Consider the following 19,019-nt stretch of genomic DNA (forward strand, 5'->3'; position numbering starts at 1 on the left):
GACAGTGATGTCGCAGGACGTTTTTTTTTAACGCTCAGAAACATTCTCACCAGGAAATTTCTTACGCTTCCGCGTAATATGCTGCTGCCAGCCCCCGCGTGGTCGGCTCTGCGGCGGGCGGCCTGTGTACAACACGGCGTAATATTTTAATCGGTACTTTTTTATAAGATGCCTGTAACCATTCGCTATTCACTGCTTTCGCTGGCGCTGCTGTTCGGCGGCCAGGCGGCAATTGCGCCCGCCCAGGCGGCTACGTCTCTTTCTCAGCTCGCGCCGGTCGCCGAGCCGCAAATCGCCTCGGGCAGCGCGATGATCGTCGACCTTAATACCGGTAAGGTGCTCTTTTCCAGCCATCCCGATCGCGTTCGGCCTATCGCCTCTATCACCAAACTGATGACGGTGATGGTGGCGCTCGATGCGAAGCAGTCGCTGGATGAGCGAATTTCGGTGGATATCAGCCATACGCCGGAGATGCGCGGCGTCTTTTCCCGCGTCAAACTCAACAGCGAAATCAGCCGCCGCAATATGATGCTGCTGGCGCTGATGTCCTCAGAGAACCGCGCGGCGGCCAGCCTGGCGCATCACTATCCCGGCGGCTACGACGCCTTTATCCGCGCCATGAATGCCAAAGCGCGCGCGCTGGGCATGACGCATACGCGCTACGTCGAGCCGACCGGCCTGTCGATTCATAACGTCTCCAGCGCGGAAGATCTGGTTAAGCTGCTCCGCGCGACGCGCGACTATCCGCTGCTGGGCCAGCTGAGCACAACCAAAGAAGAGACCGCGGTCTTTACCCATCCGAGCTATGCGCTGCCGTTCCGCAACACCAACCATCTGATCTATAAAAACGACTGGCGCATTCAGCTGACCAAAACCGGCTACACCGATGAGGCGGGCCACTGCCTGGCAATGCGCACCCTGATCAATAACCGGCCGGTGGCGCTGGTGGTGCTGGACGCGTTCGGCAAATATACCCATTTCGCCGATGCTAACCGCCTGCGTGACTGGCTGCTGACCGGCAAGGCTGCGCCAGTGCCGGCGGCGGCGCTGGCCTATAAAAAACAGAAAGCCGGACAGGTGGCGAGCAACGCCCGCAGCGGCAGCGCGGTGGAATAATCCTTTACCGGCGTCTGCCTGCGCGGACGCCGTAACCCGGCTCGACGAGAACGGCCAGCATTCCTATAGTTTCCCGGTGCGCCTGGCCCTACACTACGCGCGAACGCGATGGTCGATCGCCTGAATTTGTGCTGGAACCCCACTCTTATGTTTAAGTTACGCTCCTTTTTCGCGCTGTTAATGCTGCTGGCGGTGGCCCTGTTCCCCGCCCGGAGCCAGGCAGATGACGATGCGGCCGACGCCGCGCAACAAACCGACGTCGCGGCTAAAGTGAACGCGGCGGTTGAACTGCCGAAAATGCAGAAAGTTCTCGACAAGATCAAAGGTCAGGTGTCGGGGCAGACCAATGAAAACCAGCTGACGCAGCTCAACGAGATGGCGCTGGAGCTGTCGGGCAGCGCCGATACGCTCGCTCAGGCGCTCCAGCCGCAGCGTCAGCAGCTCGACGCGCAGCTGGCGGTGCTAGGCCCTGCGCCCAAAGCGGACAGCGGCGTAAAAGAGACGCCGGAAGTCACCCGCAAACGCAGCTCGCTGGAGAGCCAGAAGGGCAAGCTCGACGATCAGATCAAGCAGGCGGACGGCATTAAAAACAGCGCGCTGATGCTCTCGTCGCAGATCACCAACCTGCGCCGCGATCTGATGAAAACCCAGCTGGCGCTTAACTCCGGCAGTATTTTCGGGCCGCGCTTCTGGGCGCCGCTGTTTGTGAAACAGGATCTTGATAACGAAAAGATCGACGATTTCCTGCAGGATTTAAAAGACTCCGCTGCGCTGTCGTGGGAGCCGGGCTACCGTTTTGGCACCGTCGCCTGGCTGCTGGCGGCGATGCTGGTGATGACGCTGGGACGTCGCTACGGTGAAGAGTTTCTCGCCTGGATCAGCATTCACAAAATGCCGGAAGGGCGGCTGCGCCGCAGCTTCCTCGCGGCGACCATTGCGCTGACCACGCTGGCGGCGGTGGTGCTGACCTTTAACTTCACCGCGCTGGCGTTTGCGCGCCGTGATGAAGTCTCCGGCGACGTGCAGGATTTTGTGGTCAGCCTGGTGAAACTCAGCGTCTCCTGCGGCCTTATTGCCGGTCTGGGACGCGCTTTTCTCTCCACGCGTCGGCCAAGCTGGCGTCTGCCGCCCATCTCCAACGAAGTGGCGCTGGCGCTGAAGCCGTTCCCGCCGATTACCGCTGTGCTGGTCTTTATTTTCCAGACGGTAGAGAACTTTAACTACACCGTCGGCACCAGCCTGAACACCACTATTTTCGCCAACGGCCTGACGGCGCTGTTAATCGGCAGCACCGCTCTGGCGATCAGCATGCGCACCAACCGCGTGCGCCGCCGCATGGTGCACGAGGGCAATCTGCCAGAAGTGCGCTCCACGCTGGTGGGGCTGATTCAGATGGCGCTGACGCTGACGGCGGTTGCTATTCTGCTGTCGCTGATTATCGGCTACGTGACGCTGGCGCGCTTCCTGAGCTATGAGGTGGTGTGGTGCGGTATTCTGTTCGGCTCCTTCTACTTCCTTAGCCATCTGATTAACGACGGCTGCGAAAACCTCTTTTCCGTTAACAGCCTGACGGGAAGGCGGCTGCAAACGTCGCTGAATATCGACGAGCGCCATCTGCAGCAGGCGGCGACGCTGCTGGCAGCGCTGGGTAAAACCCTGCTGGTCGGCTTTGTCGCGCTGGCGCTGTTTAACGGCACCTTCGCCTCGTCGACGCCGATCGAGCTGCTACAAAAAGCGATTGAGTTCTGGGGCGGTAAAGGGCTGGAGTCGCTGAACATCGTGCCGGCGCACATGGTCAACGCCATTATCTGTCTGGTAGTGGGCATCTATGTGCTGCGCCGGGTGCGCCGCTGGCTCGACAGCGACTTCCTGCCGAAAACCACTATGGACGCTGGCATGCGCGTGTCGCTGGTGACGCTGTTCAGCAATATTGGCTTTGTGCTGGTGATCCTGCTGACGCTTTCGATTATGGGTCTGCAGTGGAACAAGCTGGCATGGATCGTCAGCGCGCTGTCGGTCGGTATCGGTTTTGGTTTACAGGAGATTGTGAAGAACTTTATCTCCGGCCTGATCCTGTTGACCGAACGCCCGGTTAAGGTGGGCGATCTGGTGACCATTAGCGGTATCGAAGGCGATATCCGCCGCATCAACGTGCGCGCCACCGAAATCCAGCTTGGCGACAAGTCGACGGTTATCGTGCCGAACTCGCAGTTTATCTCGCAGAACGTGCGTAACGCCACTATGGGCAACGCGCAGGGCGTAGTGACCATCATGCTCACTTTCCCGCTCAATATCGATCCGGTGCGGGTACGCGAGCTGCTGCTGGAGGTCTATAACGAGAACGAACGCATTCTTGAGACGCCGGAGCCGTCAGTCTCCTTTAAGGATCTGACGCCGCAGGGCATCGTGCTGAGCGTTACCGGCAACGTCGCCAGCCAGCGCCAGATTGCGGGCGCGAAAAGCGATCTGCTGTTCGATATCCTGACGCGGCTGCGTAAAGAGGGCATTGTACTGTCGACGCCGCAGACCATGATTATTGAGCGTCGCCAGCAGATGGCGGAGCAGGAAGCGGATCCGCTGTCCTGATGGTTTAAGGTTACTGAGCCTGCGAAAGCGCAGGTAGTATGGGCAAAAGATCAAAGCGACTCGCGCCAGGGATAGCGCGAGATGAACGAGCAAGACTCTCTTAAACAACTTTGCGTTCTGACCATGCCACCGGCGCGAGTACGCCTGCCATAGCCGCCTTATTTTAAAATTGCTTCACCGCCCAGCCTTTCTGCTTGCTGGTTTTGCCAATGCCCGGATTAAAGGTATTGGTGGGATCGAGCTGACGATAAAAGGCCGCCAGCTGCGGTTTCGCCTGATAGAGATGCCCGACGTTATGCTCCGCCGGATACTCCGCGCCGCGCGCCTCTAAAATCGCCAGCATCTGCTCTTTCAGCGCATGCGCGTCCACCCCTTTTTTCACAATGTAATCCTGATGGAAAACGTGGCAGAAGAAGTGGCCGTAATAGAGGCGATGGATCAGCGACTGGGTAATCTCCGGCGGCAGGGTTTCAAACCAGTCGCGGTCGTTGCGGCGCAGCGCAATATCGAGCGCCAGAATATCCTCTACCTCGTCGGCGTGCACCGCGTGATAGCGCACCGCGGCGCCTGCTGCGGCGAAACGATGTAAAAAGGCGTGCGCGCCCTCTTTGCCTTCACACTCGAAAAATTCGCCGCCGCCTTCGTGGAAATAATCTTTCAGATACTCGCGCGCCTCCTCGACGCCTGCGCCGGACATCTTCAGCAGCAGATGATGCGCATATTTATCGCGGTACTGCTTCATGCGCTTCGGCAGGTGCGCCGGGAACAGGGCGCTGATGCGCTGCAGTACCCGGTCGGTAAAGTGTGGCTTAACGAAGCTCAGCTTCGCCAGCCAGGCGTCGATGCGGCCCTTCAGCGTAAAGAACAGCGGCATCTTGTCAGTGCCGAGCTTGTCGATCATCAGAAACGTATCTTTGCCGTAGACTTCGGCGATGTCATACATATCGCGATGCATATATTCGGCTGCCACCGGCAGCTGGGTAAAGTGGGCCAGAATATGACGGCGGATATCGCTCAGCACCGCCGGATCGTTGGTGCCGATATAGAACACCTGCTGCTGCGGCTCGCAGGGGAAAGTGTCCAGCCGCACCGCGAATACCGCCAGCTTGCCCGCGCAGCCGGAGGCCTCAAACAACCGGCTCGCATCGGCATTGAAGCGCGCTGGCGTATCGGCGTCCACATGACGTACGCGATCGGCATAGTCGGGATCGGAGGCGTGACGCCCGTCGTGCTGCACATCCTCCGGACGCCAGCGCTCATCATCGAGCCTGCCCAGAATCTCTTCCGGCGACGTGCCGAGCGTGATGCCGAGATGGTTTACCTGCTTCAGCTTGCCCTGCTCATCGACCTGAGCAAACAGCGCCATCTCGCTATAGGCCGGGCCGCGTTTGATCAGCGAGCCGCCGGAGTTATTGCAGACGCCGCCCAGCACCGAGGCGCCGATACAGGAGGAGCCGATAACCGAATGCGGCTCGCGATTAAGCGGCTTCAGCGTTTTCTCCAGCTGATAAAGGGTACTGCCCGGGAAAGCCAGCACCTGCCTGCCGTCATCGATCAGCTGCAGCTTATCGAGACGCCGCGTGCTGATAATCACCACCGGCCGGTCGTAGTCGTTGCCGTTGGGCGTCGAGCCTTCCGTCAGGCCCGTATTGGCCGCCTGCATCAGAATAATGGCGTCGGCGCTGACCAGGGTTTGCAGCACGCGCCACATCTCCAGCAGCGTGCCGGGAAACACCACGGCCAGCGCGTCGCCCTCGCCGGAACGAAAGCCTTTGCGGTAGCGTGCGGTTTGCTCTTTGTCGGTCAGCAGATGAGAGGCGCCAACGTGGCGGCGCAGGTCGGTGAGTAAAGCGGAATGAGACGCTGAGTGGATCATGTGCAACTCCTTGTCATGACATGGCGCCCTTACTGTAGCACGTCAGCGAAAAGCAGGCGGCAGTGTGACGCTAACGGCTACCTGCTATCCTGAACTTGTGGCACACTGCCGCCTGTTTATTCGATATTGCGCAGTCACTTAAGAGAACCCAACCTGATGAAATGGATTTACTCTGTTAGTCTCGCTGTCTCACTCGCTCTGCAACCCGCGCTGGCCGAAGAGCTGACTGGACCCCATCCCATGAACGCCCAGGCGCGCGACGCTTTTGTTAACCAGCTTCTGACCAAAATGACGCTGGACGAAAAAATTGGCCAGCTCAGGCTAATCAGCGTGGGGCCGGATAATCCGAAAGAGGCGATTCGCGACATGATCCAGAAAGGTCAGGTCGGCGCGATTTTCAATACCGTGACGCGCCAGGATATCCGCGCCATGCAGGATCAGGTGATGCAGCTTAGCCGCCTGAAAATTCCGCTCTTTTTTGCCTATGACGTGGTACACGGTCAGCGCACCATCTTTCCTATTCCGCTAGGGCTTGCCGCCAGCTGGGATCTGGATGCGGTAAGCGAAGTCGGGCGCGTCTCCGCGTATGAAGCCGCCGACGACGGCCTGAACATGACCTGGGCACCGATGGTGGACGTCAGCCGCGAACCGCGCTGGGGCCGTATCTCCGAAGGCTTCGGCGAAGATACCTGGCTCTCCTCGCAGATGGGCAGCACCATGGTGAAGGCGATGCAGGGCAAAAGCCCCGCCGATCGCTATGCGGTGATGACCAGCGTCAAACACTTCGCCGCCTATGGCGGCATCGAAGGTGGCCGCGACTACAATACCGTCGACATGAGCTCGCAGCGCCTGTTCCAGGATTATCTGCCGCCTTATAAAGCCTCGCTGGATGCCGGCAGCGGCGGCGTAATGGTGGCGCTCAACTCCCTTAACGGTGTGCCCGCCACGGCGGACAGCTGGCTGCTGAAAACGGTGCTGCGCGACGAATGGAAATTTAAAGGCATTACCATCAGCGACCACGGCGCGATTAAAGAGCTGCTCAAGCATGGCGTGGCGAGCGATCCCGAAGATGCGGTTCGCGTTGCCCTGAAGTCGGGCATCGACATGAGCATGAGCGACGAGTACTACAGCAAATATCTGCCGGGCCTGGTGAAGAGCGGGGCGGTCAGCATGGCGGAGATCGACGATGCGGCGCGCCATGTGCTCAATGTGAAATATGATATGGGGCTGTTCAACGATCCCTACAGCCATCTCGGCGCTAAAGAGAGCGATCCGCAGGATACCAATGCGGAAAGCCGCCTGCACCGCGCCGACGCGCGCGACGTGGCGCGCAAAAGCATCGTTCTGCTGAAAAACCGTCTGGAGACGCTGCCGCTGAAGCGCGCCGGCACCATCGCGCTGATTGGCCCGCTGGCGGACAGCCAGCGCGACATTATGGGCAGCTGGTCGGCGGCGGGCGTGGCGAAACAGTCGATTAGCCTGCTGCAGGGCATGCGCAACGCGACCGCGGGCAAAGCGACGCTGCTCTATGCCAAAGGCGCCAACATCAGCGACAACAAAGGCGTGCAGAACTTCCTCAACCTCTACGAGCAGGCGGTCTCGGTTGACGCACGCACGCCGCAGGCGATGATTGATGAGGCAGTAGAGAAAGCGAAGCAGGCGGACGTGGTGGTCGCGGCGGTCGGCGAGGCGCAGGGCATGGCGCATGAGGCCTCCAGCCGCAGCGAGATCTCCATTCCGGCCAGCCAGCAGAAGCTGCTGGCGGCGCTGAAGGCCACCGGCAAGCCGCTGGTGATCGTGCTGATGAACGGCCGACCGCTGACGCTGGTTAATGAAGATCGTATGGCGGATGCGCTGGTGGAAACCTGGTTTAGCGGTACGGAAGGGGGCAACGCTATCGCTGACGTCCTGTTCGGCGACTACAACCCGTCCGGCAAGCTGCCGATCACTTTCCCGCGCTCGGTAGGGCAGATCCCGCTGTACTACAACCATCTGCCGACCGGACGGCCTTACAACTTCGCCAAACCGAACAAATACACCTCGCACTACTATGATACGGTAAACGGCCCGCTCTATCCTTTTGGCTATGGGCTGAGCTACACCCGCTTCAGCGTCTCGCCGGTGAAAATGTCAGCGCCAACGATGCCGCGCAACGGCACGGTTGAGGCGAGCGTCACGGTGACCAACACCGGCGACCGCGACGGGGCGACGGTGGTGCAGATGTATCTGAACGATCCGGTCGCCTCCATCAGTCGTCCGGTACGCGAGCTGCGCGGCTTTAAGCGAATTATGCTGAAAGCGGGCGAATCGCAGACGGTGAGCTTTAAGATCGATGTGGATGCGCTGAAGTTCTGGAACCAGCAGATGCAGCAGGTGGCGGAACCCGGCAAGTTCCGGGTGATGATCGGGCTTGACTCTGTACGTACCCAGAACGCGCAGTTCGACTATCTGTAATCATGCGCGATACCCTTCTTCCGGCTTTGCCGCCGGAAGAAGGGAAAGCGCGCCTGAACTGGCCACACCCTTATGAACAGCATCCGCAACCGTATCCAGAACCAGGTTTTCCGCGTTAACGGCCTGGCGCTTAATGAGTTCGATATTTCACAGCCGCCCGGCGATCCTGGCCTGTTTGGCCCGGACAGCGTTATCTGGCGCGTACACGGCGACTTTCCCTCTATGCTGTGCGGCGGCATCAGCGCTTTGCTGCTGCAGATGCTGCATCCTTCCGCGCTGGCGGGCGTCTGGGATCACTCTAACTTTCGCCAGGATATGCTCGGCCGTCTGCGCCGCACCAGCCAGTTTATCGCCGTCACCACCTTCGGCAATCGCCATGACGCGAACCTGCTGATTGAGCGGGTCAAAAATATTCATCTGCGCGTCAGCGGCGTCGATAATTACGGACAGCCCTATGCCGCCAGCGATCCGCATCTGCTTACCTGGGTGCACGTCGCTGAAACCAGCGCCTTTCTCGCCGCTCATCTGCGCTTTAAAAATCCGCAGCTCAGCCTGGCGGAGCAGGATCGCTATTACCGGGAAGCGGCGCAGATCGCCGAAGCGCTGGGCGCAACAGCAGTGCCGAAAAGCGTTGAGGCGGTGAACAGCTATCTGCAACGCATGCGCGGCGAACTGCGCTACGACGAGCGCACCGCAGAGGTAACCCGACTGCTGCGCGAGGCGCCCGCGCCGGGCTGGCAGGCAAAACCGGCAATGAAAGTCATGTTGCAAACGGGCATGGCGCTGCTGCCCGGCTGGGCGCAGCAGATGTCGGGCTATCGCTTTAGCCCGCTGTCGCGCGCGCTGCTCGACGCCGAAATGCGGCTGCTGGCGAAAACGCTGCGCTGGTCAATCACGCGCGGCGCCTACCATCGCGCGATGCTGCGTATGGGACGGCAGCCTTAACGGCTTCTTAACGTTTCATTAGCGATAGCCTGGCTGTCGCAGCGGAGCCGCTTAACTGCCTCGCGCCAGTAAAGGTAACAAAAGGTTAAGTATTAAATTCATCATGCGGTCGGGTGTAGCCGCGCGGCCTGCTCATCAGACGCTGCCGCGCTGCCCGACGCTGCTGAAAGTAGTGCGCCAGCAGGCCGATCCCGGCGCCGATCGCCCCCAGCGACGGCAGACTGAAGTAAATATCGACAGGCAGCAGCACCAGCGCCGTCAGGCCCGCCACAATCAGCGTCGTCGCCAGCGTCAGCCAGGTGTAGCGATAAAGAAGCCAGAGAAAAAGCGCGAGAACCGCTAACTCGCGCCAGGCGAAATCGGGAACGGGCTGCATCATGCGCCTCCGAAAAAAAGGGAAGCCTGACCATAACATGCGGCTGCGCCTCAGAAACGCGAATAGATTTTCACCTGGCAGGCGAGCAATGCTTAAGCATCGCTGAGCCTTTCCGCATTGACCCGCGTGGCTCGCTTTACTTTTGCTTACCCTTGCACAATCGCGTTGCGCTGACTTTGAGAGTTTTACCCTTGTCTCACATGGCGGCAGTCCGGATCCTGCTCTAATCTCGGGGAAATGGATCCCTAAGCTTTGTCGAGGCGCTATGACTTACCAACCTCTGATTGCTGAGGTCCACAATCAGCAACATACTCTGACGGCGATTGTCGAGCAGGATGCGCGCACCGCTTACTTCTACATCTGGCCGACGGATCTGTTTCGCAGCCAGTACGCGGTGCGCGGCTGCTGGCTGCGCAATCTGCTGCCTGCGCCAGCGCAGGAGGATCGCGCTGCGATGGAGCAGGGCATCCCGCCGCTGCTCAGCGCCGAGTTTTGTCGCACCCTGGAGGCGGAGCCGCCGCTCGATCCCGCGGGCCTGCAGGTGCTATGGGAGCCGAGCGACGACGGCGCGGCGCTGTGGTATTACGGTCAGCTGCTGGCGGTTATTCCTGGCTGGAGCCTCTACCAGGAGAAGCAGGTCAGCTTCTCCTCCGGCTGTATCAAAAAGAACCGGCTTACCGCGCCGCTCGGTTCTGCTTCCACCAACGACTACTACGCGCGCGCGGAACACCAGCGCCAGTTCTGGCGCGACTGGCACGACGGCAACGAGTGGGAGCGGGTGCAGCAGGCGCTGCTGCAGAGCTACCAGGCGCAGTTCGGCGAGTCGGTAAAATATTACGCGATCGATCAGGGCAGCTGGCCGCCGATGGCGATCTCCCAGCACTGGCACCGCGGCACATGGTATTTCCTCACGCTCGGCATGAGCATCCGTCCGATGCCGCAGGTCGATTACCTGTTCGACGAGCTGGCACCGCAATATCGCCGTATCGAGCTGGCGATGGCGGTGGATGGCGAGGTGATGACCGAGGGCAACGCGGTGCAGATGGCGAGCGCGCTGGCTGAGTTCGCTCATCTTCCCTGGGCGCGTCTGACCTGGCTGGGCGAGGGCCATACGCTGGCGTCGGAAGTGGCGCCGGTCGGCTTTGACAGCTTCCTGTTGACCAACGCGCTGGCGGATGAGGCCGCGCAGTTTACGCTCTCCAGGCGCGACGGCGATCGGCCTAACCTGTTGTGGGCGACGCCGATCACCGAAGCGGAGCGCCAGTTCGCGCAGGCAAATGAGCTGGGCGGCCAGCAGCTAACGGAACTGCTGATGGCGGCGGGCAATAATCATATTTTCCGCCCGCGCCAGCAGGTGGTGGACAGCGAAATCTGATGACGACGCGCTGTTAGCGCAGCGCGCCGCATACCCGTTTCTCACTAAATCATCGGCTCTGTCAATGAGTTGTTAAAATTGTGATCTAGCGCGCCTCAAGTTACTCCTCCCCGCGCCGTTAACCCTGATCAGGCAATCGCGCCGTTTCTGCCAGGGGAAAGCAGATGCTAAAAACAACACAATCCCGCTTCACTGCGGTTCTTGTCCTTTTTTTTCTCGTTCTGATGCTTATTACGGTTGTGGTGATCAAACAGTTTATCGCGCCGCAGTTAACGGCTAACCAGAGCCAGCTGGTGCGCGATCAGGTCGACGCGCTGGCGACCGGTATTGTGGAGCAGATGAACCGCGTGCAGGCGCAGCAGCGCGCGATTACCGAGGGCGCAGGTGTGATGGAGAGCGCCGCCATTGATCAGCTGCTGCCTGCGCTGGTGAACCAGTATCAGGACAGCAACGTCTTCGGCGGCGGTATCTGGCCGCTGCCTAATCGTCGCGATCCGGCAAAAGAGAAAGACAGCAGCTTCTTTGCGCGCAACGCCAGCAATCAGCTTCAGGTTAATACCTACTGGAACTCTGACGCCGCCGACAAATACTGGGAACAGCCTTGGTACAAAGATGGCATGGCCGCGCCTAAAGGGCAGTGCGCCTGGGCGAAAGCCTACCAGGACGCCGCCAGCCCGCAGCCGCGCACCAACTGCGCCATGGCGATCTATCGTGACGGCACCGTCTGGGGCGTCGCCACCATTGACGTCACCCTCGGCTTTTTCAACCACCTGGCAAAAGAGATGGGTGACGCCATTCAGGGACGCGTGCTGATTGTTGAGGCTGACGGCAAAGTCGTGGGCAACGCCGCGCTGGTGGACGGTACGCCGAAGCTGGAGAACCTGAGCGATCTGCAACTGCCGATGGCAGCGCCGCTGAAAGGCCTGCTGAGCAGCGCCGGCACGCAGCCGACTGAAACCACCTTTGATGGCGAGGATGGCGAACATACGCTGTTCCTGCAGTCTATTGCGGGCAGCCCGTGGTATCTGGCCAGCGATGTGCCGACCAGCCTGCTGACCGCGCAGGCGCACAGTATGCTGACGCGTCTCGGCCTGGTGCAGATCCCGCTGGCGGTCATACTGCTGCTGGTACTGCTGGGCTTTATCCGTTCGATGATGCAGCGCCTCAACGTACTGCATCGCAACATTGACGCGCTGGCGCAGGGCGGGGCCGATCTGACCCAGCGCTTGCCGACCAGCAACAGCCCGGAATTCAACGCCGTGGCGCAGAGCTTTAACAACTTTATCAGCTATCTGCAGGGGCTGATGCGCCAGGTCGGCGACAGCGCGCTGGCGATTACCGCCGCTTCGCGCGAGATCGCCAGCGGCAACGCCAACCTCTCGTCACGCACCGAAGACCAGGCCAGCTCTATCGTCGAGACTGCCGCCTCTATGGAGCAGCTGACCGGTACGGTGCGCCAGAACGCCGACAACGCGACTCATGCTAACCAGCTGGCGGGCAATGCGTCGCAGGTGGCGGCGCGCGGAACGGAAGTGGTGCGTCAGGTGGTGAGCACCATGGGCGAGATCCATCACTCCTCGCGCAAAGTCGTGGATATTATCAGCGTTATCGACAGCATCGCTTTCCAGACCAATATCCTGGCGCTGAACGCCGCGGTGGAAGCGGCGCGAGCAGGCGAGCAGGGTCGCGGCTTTGCGGTGGTCGCCTCGGAGGTACGCAATCTGGCGCAGCGTTCAGCCAACTCGGCGCGCGAAATTAAAAAGCTGATTGAGGAATCAGTGGCTAATATCGACGCGGGCAGCCAGCTGGTCGAGCAGGCGGGTGAAACCATGGACGAGCTGATGCAGGGCGTCAGCAGCGTAACGACGCTGATGAGCGAAATCATGTCCGCCAGCCGCGAGCAGAGTATGGGCATTGAACAGGTCAACGTGGCGATCACCCAGCTCGACGGCACCACGCAGCAGAACGCCGCGCTGGTGGAGCAGGTTTCCGCCGCTGCCCAGGCGATGGAGGAGCAGAGCGTCCAGCTGGAGCAGGTGGTGCAAAGCTTCCGTCTGTAACCTCTACTCAGGGGCTCGCGCAGGCGGGCCCTCTTTTTTTGCGGGGAACCGCACGAATTCACGCGGCATGAAACAGCAAGGATGTGCCAGAATAACCAGGAGTTATCTTAAGGAATCCTCATGTCTGCTATCGAAGTTATTCTCGTCGATCATCTCGATCGTCCCACCGGTAAAATGGAAAAGCTGGAAGTGCATGAGAAGGGGTTACTGCATCGCGCAGTGACGGTCTACGTATTTAACTCCTCCGGCGAGCTGCTGTTACAGCGCCGCGCCAGCGGCAAATACCACTGCGGCGGACTGTGGAGCAATACCACCTGCGGCCATCCCTGTCCGGCGGAGCCAACCCAGCAGGCGGCGGAACGCCGTTTATTTGAAGAGATGGGGCTGGAACTGTCGCTGACCCCTGTGTTTGAGCTGAGCTACAATCTGCCGCTCAGCAACGGCCTGATCGAGCATGAGTATGGGCATGTCTACTTCGCCGTCAGCGATGACAAACCCACGCCCAATCCGCAGGAGGCGGACGACTGGTGCTATCGCTCCGTCAGCGAGATCCAGCGCGCAATGCTGGAGGAGCCGCAGCAGTTCACGCCCTGGTTTCTCTACACCTTTCCCCGTATTCCCGCCTACCTGAATGCGATGAGTATGCCAGCCTGAATAGCGGCTCAGACCTTTTCCAGGCTGTCCTGAGCCGGTAAGCAGAAAAGGAACCGAATCCCGCCGCGGAAGAGGCGGGACGCGCTTTTTAACGCTCAGCAAAATCTTCCGCGTCTACATCATAGCCCGACGGCTCCCAGCGGATCGCCAGCAGCGCGAGCAGACCGGCCAGCGGCGCAAGGAAAATCACCCAGAAGACGCCGGTACCGAGCGCGGCGACCAGCACCGGAAACAGAAACAGCGAGAGGGTAGAGCTGCCGCGCATCAGCGTCTGATTAAAACCAACGCCGACGCCGCGCAGCGAAGTGGGATAGCTGAGCGAGGCGAAGGTCATGGTATGCGAGCCGGGGCCGAAACCCTGGCCAAACAGGAACAGCGCCAGCATCGCAATAGCGATGCCCGCTTCCAGACCGCCTTCGGGACGTCCAGTTAGCGCCAGCCCCAGCAGCGCCACGCACTGGCAGGCGTAACCCGCCACCGACATCTTCCATGCGCCAAGACGCGGCACCAGCCGCACCGCCAGCACGCCGCCGACAAAAGCGAACAGCAGATTGAGCGCCAGCGACACCAGAATGGTGGTGAGCATCGACTGGGCGAAAAAGCTGGTGATGATTACCGGCAGGCCAAATGCCACCGCGTTATAGGCGAAGGAAGAGGCGACCGAGGTAATGGTCGCCAGCAGCGTGCGGCGCAGATAAACGCCCCGCAGCAGCGCGCCGTAGTTGCGCCAGCTGGCGCGGCGCGCAGGCTGGGTCGGCGTTGCCGCCGCATCCTCGGCCACCTGCGCATTGATGTTCCAGCCGCTGCGCAGAATCGCGGCCGCGCCTTTCAGGTCGCCCTGATTCGCCGCCCAGACCGGCGACTCGCTCATATAGCGGCTGCGGATAGCGATAATGATCAACGCAGGCACCGCGCCGAACCCGAGGATTAAGCGCCACAGCCAGCCGGTGTGGCTCTCCGGCAGCACCCCATAGAGCAGCAGCACCAGCAGATAAGAGATACTGATCGCCGCATACCAGGTGGGGCACCACATCGCCACGCTGGCGGCCTTATTGCCCTGGCCGCGCAGGCGGGAAAACTCGGCGAGGAACGCCATCGCCACCGGCAGATCGATACCAACGCCCAGCCCCATTACGAAGCGCGCGCCGCCCAGCACATACTCATTGGGCGCGAAGGCGCAGGCGAGCGCCGCCACCACGAAAAAGAACATATCCGCCATAAATACGCGATAGCGGCCGATTTTATCGGTGAGATAGCCGCCGATTAACGCGCCGACAATGGCGCCAAAGGTAATGGCGGAGGCGACCATGCCGGTGCCGGTCGGGGTCAGGCTAAACTCGCGCGCCACATCCTTAATGCCAAACGCCAGCGCGCCGAGATCGTAAGCGTCGAGAAATACGCCGCCCAGCGCGATCGCCACCACGATGCGCGCATTATTGCGCGCGCCGTCGCCGCTGTTGATCAGGCGAGAAACGTCAGCCGCGCTGCGGATCCACTGCGTTTCACCGTCGGGCCGGTTCCCTGTTAACGCCACATGGGCGGAAGATGAAGTGAGATCGGTCATGATGTTGTCTGTGGTTATTGTGAGTGAACGGACAGCTTACCGTCCAGACGTCTGGACGTAAATTACTTTGCGTTATAACCGAACCGATAACGATATGAAAAAGTTGAGGCGTAACCGTTCACGCTTCAGGCAATGTGTTACGCGATGCATGACGAAACGACTATCCTCTATAAGCACCTCACATATAACCGAATTAAAGGAACACCTTATGGCAAGGTCTGGTTTTCTGGCATTGACGGCAGCGGCGCTGCTGCTGGCGACAGGCGCGGCGCAGGCCGCCGACCCCGTACGCGTAGGTTCGAAAATCGATACCGAAGGTTCGCTGCTGGGCAATGTGATTTTGCAGGTGCTGGAGAAACACGGCGTCAAGACGGTAAACAAAATCCAGCTCGGCACCACGCAGGTGGTACGCGGCGCGATTACCGCGGGCGAACTGGATATCTACCCTGAATATACCGGCAACGGCGCCTTCTTTTTCAATGACGAAAAAGACCCAGTCTGGAAAAACGCACGTCAGGGCTACGAGAAGGTGAAAAAGCTCGACGCTGAAAAAAATCAGCTGGTGTGGCTGACCCCTGCGCCGGCGAATAATACCTGGACTATCGCGGTGCGCCAGGATGTCGCGCAGCAGAACAAGCTCACTTCTCTTGAGGATCTCAGCCGCTACCTGAAAAAAGGCGGCACGTTCAAACTGGCGGCCTCGGCGGAATTTATCGAGCGCGGCGACGCCCTGCCGGCCTTTGAAAAAGCCTATGACTTTAAGCTGACGCAGAGCCAGCTGCTCTCGCTGGCGGGCGGCGATACGGCCGTGACCATCAAGGCAGCGGCGCAACAGACCTCCGGCGTCAACGCGGCGATGGCTTACGGCACCGATGGCCCGGTCGCGGCGCTGGGCCTGCAAACCCTGAGCGATCCCAAAGGCGTACAGCCTATCTATGCGCCAACGCCGGTAATCCGCGCCTCTGTGCTGAAAGCCTATCCCGATATCGATAGCTGGCTGAAACCGGTCTTCAGCAAGCTGGATGAGAAAACGCTGCAGCAGCTTAACGCGAAGATCGCGGTAGAGGGCCAGGATGCCAGCAGCGTGGCGAAAGCGTGGCTGCAGCAGCAGAAGCTGCTGTAAGCCATGGCGCTATCGCGGGAAGCGATGCTGCCAGCGCGCCGCCAGCCGGTGGCGCTGCTGCTGCTGCTGTTGTTAAGCCTGGCGCTCTACTGGCTGCCGTTTCTCAGCTACGCACCGAACCGGCTGGTCTCCGGCCAGCCGCTGATGCTGGGCCAGGTGAGCGACGCCGGATGGCTGGCGCTGCCGCTGGCGGCGCTCTGGCTGCTGCTGTGGGCGCGTCCGACGCACGCGCCGCTTGCGCTGATGCTGCTCGCCTGCGACGCGCTGCTGACCGGCATGGTCTGGCTGAGCGGACATGAAGCGGCGCGACTGGCGGCGCAGGGCAGCGCCCTGGCGAGAACCAGCTTCGGCAGCGGCTTGTGGCTGGCGTGCGGCGTCACGCTGCTGCTGGGCGCGGAACTGGCGCGCAATCTGACGCGCAATAACCTCTGGCGGCTGCTGCTCAATCTGCAGATCTGGCTGCTGCCGCTGCTGATGCTGTTCAGCGGCGAGCTGAACGCGCTGTCGCTGCTGAAGGAGTACGCCAACCGGCAGGCGGTGTTTGACGCGGCGCTGGCGCGGCACCTGACGCTGCTCTGCGGCACGCTGCTGCCCGCGCTGCTGATCGGTCTGCCGCTCGGCGTCCTGCTCTACCGGCGTCCGGGGTGGCAGAGCGGCGTCTTTAGCGTGCTGAACGTTATCCAGACCGTACCGTCTGTGGCGCTCTTCGGCCTGCTGATCGCGCCGCTGGCCGGGCTGGCGAAATCCTTTCCCTGGCTTAAGGGGTGGGGCATCAGCGGCATCGGCATGGCCCCGGCGCTGATCGCGCTCACGCTCTATGCGCTGCTGCCGCTGGTGCGCAGCGTAGTGGCCGGACTGCAGCAGGTACCGCGCGACGTGCGCGAAAGCGCGCGCGGCATGGGCATGGGTCAGCTGCAGCGCTTTTTTGCCGTTGACGTGCCGCTGGCGCTGCCGGTGTGGCTCGCCGGACTGCGCGTGGTGGTGGTGCAGACGCTGGGCATGGCGGTCATCGCCGCGCTGATCGGCGCAGGCGGCTTCGGCGCCATTATTTTTCAGGGATTGCTCAGCAGCGCGCTCGATCTGGTGCTGCTCGGCGTGATCCCGGTGATTGCGCTGGCGGTGGCGATCGATGCGCTGTTCCGCCTGCTGATTTCCCTGCTGGAGAGAACCCATGATTCACTTTAACGGCGTCAGTAAGTACTTTGGCGACAAAGCGGCGGTCAAAGACCTGACGCTACAGATTGGTGAGGGTGAGTTCAGCGTGCTGCTCGGCACATCCGGTTCCGGCAAATCAACCACGCTGAAGATGATCAACCGGCTGGTGGAGTATGACGAGGGTGAAATACGCTTCGCGGGCGAGTCGATTCGCCAGCTCGACGCGCGCGATTTACGTCGGCGCATGGGCTACGCCATTCAGTCGATCGGCCTGTTTCCTCACTGGACGGTAGAAAAGAATATCGCCACCGTACCTGCGCTGCTCGGCTGGCCCAAGGCCCGCATTCGCGCCCGGGTTGAGGAGTTGCTGACGCTGCTCAGCCTGGATGGGCATCTGGCGCGCCGTCTGCCGCATCAGCTTTCAGGCGGACAGCAGCAGCGCGTCGGCGTCGCGCGTGCGCTGGCGGCCGATCCCGAAGTCTTGCTGATGGATGAGCCCTTCGGCGCGCTCGATCCGGTTACGCGCGGCGCGCTGCAGCAGGAGATGCTGCGCATTCACCGCCTGTCGGGCCGCACTATCGTGCTGGTAACGCACGATATCGACGAGGCGCTGACGCTGGCGGATAACATTGTGTTGATGGATAACGGCGAGATCGTTCAACAGGGCAAGCCCGCCGCGCTGCTGACGCAGCCGAAAAACGACTTTGTGCAGGACTTCTTCGGCAGAAGCGAACTGGGCGTGCGGCTGCTGTCGCTGGGGCAGGTGGGCAACGCGGCGCGGCGCGGCGAGTGGCTGGAGGGCGAGCCGCTGGGCGCCGCCCAGTCGCTGCGCGAAGCGTTGTCGCAGTTTATCGCCCGGCGCGCCGATAAGCTGCCGGTGGTGGATGAGCGCCAGCAGCCGCTGGGTGTGCTCTACTTCAGCGATCTGCTGACCCTGCGTGAGGGTTCATGATGCGCTGGCTGAAGGATCCGCTGTTGTGGCTGATTATGCTGTTTATCGCTCTGCTGGTCGGCTTGCCCTACAGCGGGCCGCTTTTTGCCTGGTGGTTTCCCGAGCAGGCGCGCCCGCTCTATCAGCAGGAGAGCTTTTTACAGCTGGCGCTGGCGCATCTCTTTCTGGTGATTACCGCCAGCGTGCTGGCGTTGTTGATCGGCGCAGGCGGTGGCGTGCTGGTCACGCGCCGCGCGGGACGCCGCTTTCGTCCGCTGGTGGAAACCATCGTGGCGGCCGGGCAAACCGTTCCGCCGGTGGCGGTGCTGGCGATTGCGGTGCCGGTCATGGGGTTCGGCGCCTGGCCAGCGGTCGTGGCGCTGCTGCTCTATGGTCTGTTGCCGATTTTACAGGGGACGCTGGCCGGGCTGGATAGCGTGCCCGCCAGCAGCAGGGAGATCGCCGATGGGGTCGGCATGAGCGCATGGCAGCGTTTGTGGCAGGTAGAGCTGGCGCTGGCTGCGCCGGTGATTCTGGCTGGCGTACGCACCTCAGTGATCGTCAATATCGGCACTGCGGCTATCGCATCGACGGTGGGCGCGGAAAGCCTCGGCTCGCCAGTGATTATCGGCCTGAGCGGCTTCAACACCGCCTATGTTATTCAGGGGGCGCTGCTGGTAGCGCTGCTGGCCATTGTCAGCGATCGCCTGTTTGAGCGCCTGCAGCGCCGACTTAGCGTGAGTGGAGAATAAGGGTGTAGCCGACCAGCATCAGCCCGCCGGTGCCGCCGACGGCCATAATGAA

Annotated in this window: 14 protein-coding genes; 11 read left to right on the plus strand and 3 right to left on the minus strand. The window is 61.1% G+C overall.

Annotated features, from left to right (window positions below):
- Positions 1-168: 168 nt before the first annotated feature.
- On the plus strand, positions 169-1,116 hold the full coding sequence (gene pbpG / locus B3797_RS14835; protein ID WP_120451600.1) for a D-alanyl-D-alanine endopeptidase: 948 nt from the start codon (positions 169-171) through the stop codon (positions 1,114-1,116).
- Between the two features lie 147 nt (positions 1,117-1,263).
- On the plus strand, positions 1,264-3,702 hold the full coding sequence (locus tag B3797_RS14840) for a DUF3772 domain-containing protein (protein WP_311781933.1): 2,439 nt from the start codon (positions 1,264-1,266) through the stop codon (positions 3,700-3,702).
- A 163-nt stretch (positions 3,703-3,865) separates the two neighbouring features.
- Here the strand turns inward: B3797_RS14840 and dld are convergent, their stop codons facing one another.
- Positions 3,866-5,578, minus strand: a complete 1,713-nt coding sequence (dld, locus tag B3797_RS14845; protein ID WP_311791473.1) for a D-lactate dehydrogenase — start codon at positions 5,576-5,578, stop codon at positions 3,866-3,868.
- A 156-nt stretch (positions 5,579-5,734) separates the two neighbouring features.
- Between dld and bglX the strand changes: the two genes are divergently transcribed.
- Both bglX and B3797_RS14855 read left to right on the plus strand, forming a co-directional pair.
- Complete coding sequence (gene bglX, locus B3797_RS14850; RefSeq protein ID WP_311791474.1) at positions 5,735-8,032, plus strand: beta-glucosidase BglX; 2,298 nt, start codon at positions 5,735-5,737, stop codon at positions 8,030-8,032.
- 72 nt (positions 8,033-8,104) lie between these two features.
- On the plus strand, positions 8,105-8,977 hold the full coding sequence (locus B3797_RS14855) for an oxygenase MpaB family protein (protein WP_311791475.1): 873 nt from the start codon (positions 8,105-8,107) through the stop codon (positions 8,975-8,977).
- A gap of 85 nt (positions 8,978-9,062) precedes the next feature.
- On the opposite strand, the gene B3797_RS14860 is transcribed toward B3797_RS14855, so the two are convergent.
- On the minus strand, positions 9,063-9,356 hold the full coding sequence (locus B3797_RS14860) for a hypothetical protein (RefSeq protein ID WP_311791476.1): 294 nt from the start codon (positions 9,354-9,356) through the stop codon (positions 9,063-9,065).
- A gap of 262 nt (positions 9,357-9,618) precedes the next feature.
- On the opposite strand from B3797_RS14860, the gene B3797_RS14865 reads away from it, so the two are divergent.
- The 3 genes from B3797_RS14865 (at position 9,619) to idi (ending at position 13,442) form a co-directional block, all read left to right on the plus strand.
- A complete protein-coding gene (locus B3797_RS14865) occupies positions 9,619-10,728 on the plus strand; it encodes a suppressor of fused domain protein (RefSeq protein WP_311791477.1) in 1,110 nt (369 codons plus the stop codon).
- 164 nt (positions 10,729-10,892) lie between these two features.
- A complete protein-coding gene (locus tag B3797_RS14870; protein WP_126688582.1) occupies positions 10,893-12,788 on the plus strand; it encodes a methyl-accepting chemotaxis protein in 1,896 nt (631 codons plus the stop codon).
- 120 nt (positions 12,789-12,908) lie between these two features.
- Positions 12,909-13,442 carry an isopentenyl-diphosphate Delta-isomerase gene (idi, locus tag B3797_RS14875; RefSeq protein WP_120451616.1) on the plus strand — a complete coding sequence of 178 codons (534 nt, stop codon included), beginning with the start codon at positions 12,909-12,911 and terminating at the stop codon, positions 13,440-13,442.
- Positions 13,443-13,530: 88 nt separating this feature from the next.
- Here the strand turns inward: idi and B3797_RS14880 are convergent, their stop codons facing one another.
- Positions 13,531-15,006, minus strand: a complete 1,476-nt coding sequence (locus B3797_RS14880) for an MFS transporter (protein WP_311791478.1) — start codon at positions 15,004-15,006, stop codon at positions 13,531-13,533.
- Positions 15,007-15,214: 208 nt separating this feature from the next.
- On the opposite strand from B3797_RS14880, the gene osmF reads away from it, so the two are divergent.
- From osmF to B3797_RS14900, 4 genes are read left to right on the plus strand one after another with little or no spacing between them, the layout of a single operon-like run.
- Positions 15,215-16,129 (plus strand): glycine betaine ABC transporter substrate-binding protein OsmF, encoded by a 915-nt coding sequence (gene osmF, locus B3797_RS14885; protein ID WP_311791479.1) that lies wholly within the window; start codon positions 15,215-15,217, stop codon positions 16,127-16,129.
- Positions 16,130-16,132: 3 nt separating this feature from the next.
- The gene (locus tag B3797_RS14890) at positions 16,133-17,314 is read left to right on the plus strand and encodes an ABC transporter permease (RefSeq protein ID WP_311791480.1); all 1,182 of its coding nucleotides are present in this window, start codon (positions 16,133-16,135) and stop codon (positions 17,312-17,314) included.
- Positions 17,301-18,236: an ABC transporter ATP-binding protein gene (locus B3797_RS14895; protein ID WP_311791481.1), complete on the plus strand. Its 936-nt coding sequence runs from the start codon at positions 17,301-17,303 to the stop codon at positions 18,234-18,236. The genes B3797_RS14890 and B3797_RS14895 overlap by 14 nt, the downstream gene beginning before the upstream one ends.
- Positions 18,236-18,967 carry an ABC transporter permease gene (locus B3797_RS14900; RefSeq protein WP_311791507.1) on the plus strand — a complete coding sequence of 244 codons (732 nt, stop codon included), beginning with the start codon at positions 18,236-18,238 and terminating at the stop codon, positions 18,965-18,967. Before B3797_RS14895 ends, B3797_RS14900 begins: the two co-directional genes overlap by 1 nt.
- The last annotated feature ends 52 nt before the right edge of the window (positions 18,968-19,019 follow it).

The organism is Pantoea sp. UBA5923 (genome assembly GCF_002431095.1).
GTDB lineage: Bacteria > Pseudomonadota > Gammaproteobacteria > Enterobacterales > Enterobacteriaceae > Pantoea > Pantoea piersonii.

What these genes read in the sequence shown, in the direction of transcription:
- B3797_RS14870 (WP_126688582.1), top strand. Translation starts at nt 10,893, where the DNA reads ATGCTAAAAACAACACAATCCCGCTTCACTGCGGTTCTTGTCCTTTTT.
- B3797_RS14900 (WP_311791507.1), top strand. Translation starts at nt 18,236, where the DNA reads ATGCGCTGGCTGAAGGATCCGCTGTTGTGGCTGATTATGCTGTTTATC.
- B3797_RS14860 (WP_311791476.1), bottom strand. Translation starts at nt 9,356, where the DNA reads ATGATGCAGCCCGTTCCCGATTTCGCCTGGCGCGAGTTAGCGGTTCTC.
- B3797_RS14855 (WP_311791475.1), top strand. Translation starts at nt 8,105, where the DNA reads ATGAACAGCATCCGCAACCGTATCCAGAACCAGGTTTTCCGCGTTAAC.
- B3797_RS14895 (WP_311791481.1), top strand. Translation starts at nt 17,301, where the DNA reads ATGATTCACTTTAACGGCGTCAGTAAGTACTTTGGCGACAAAGCGGCG.
- bglX (WP_311791474.1), top strand. Translation starts at nt 5,735, where the DNA reads ATGAAATGGATTTACTCTGTTAGTCTCGCTGTCTCACTCGCTCTGCAA.
- B3797_RS14865 (WP_311791477.1), top strand. Translation starts at nt 9,619, where the DNA reads ATGACTTACCAACCTCTGATTGCTGAGGTCCACAATCAGCAACATACT.
- osmF (WP_311791479.1), top strand. Translation starts at nt 15,215, where the DNA reads ATGGCAAGGTCTGGTTTTCTGGCATTGACGGCAGCGGCGCTGCTGCTG.
- B3797_RS14890 (WP_311791480.1), top strand. Translation starts at nt 16,133, where the DNA reads ATGGCGCTATCGCGGGAAGCGATGCTGCCAGCGCGCCGCCAGCCGGTG.
- idi (WP_120451616.1), top strand. Translation starts at nt 12,909, where the DNA reads ATGTCTGCTATCGAAGTTATTCTCGTCGATCATCTCGATCGTCCCACC.
- pbpG (WP_120451600.1), top strand. Translation starts at nt 169, where the DNA reads ATGCCTGTAACCATTCGCTATTCACTGCTTTCGCTGGCGCTGCTGTTC.
- dld (WP_311791473.1), bottom strand. Translation starts at nt 5,578, where the DNA reads ATGATCCACTCAGCGTCTCATTCCGCTTTACTCACCGACCTGCGCCGC.
- B3797_RS14880 (WP_311791478.1), bottom strand. Translation starts at nt 15,006, where the DNA reads ATGACCGATCTCACTTCATCTTCCGCCCATGTGGCGTTAACAGGGAAC.
- B3797_RS14840 (WP_311781933.1), top strand. Translation starts at nt 1,264, where the DNA reads ATGTTTAAGTTACGCTCCTTTTTCGCGCTGTTAATGCTGCTGGCGGTG.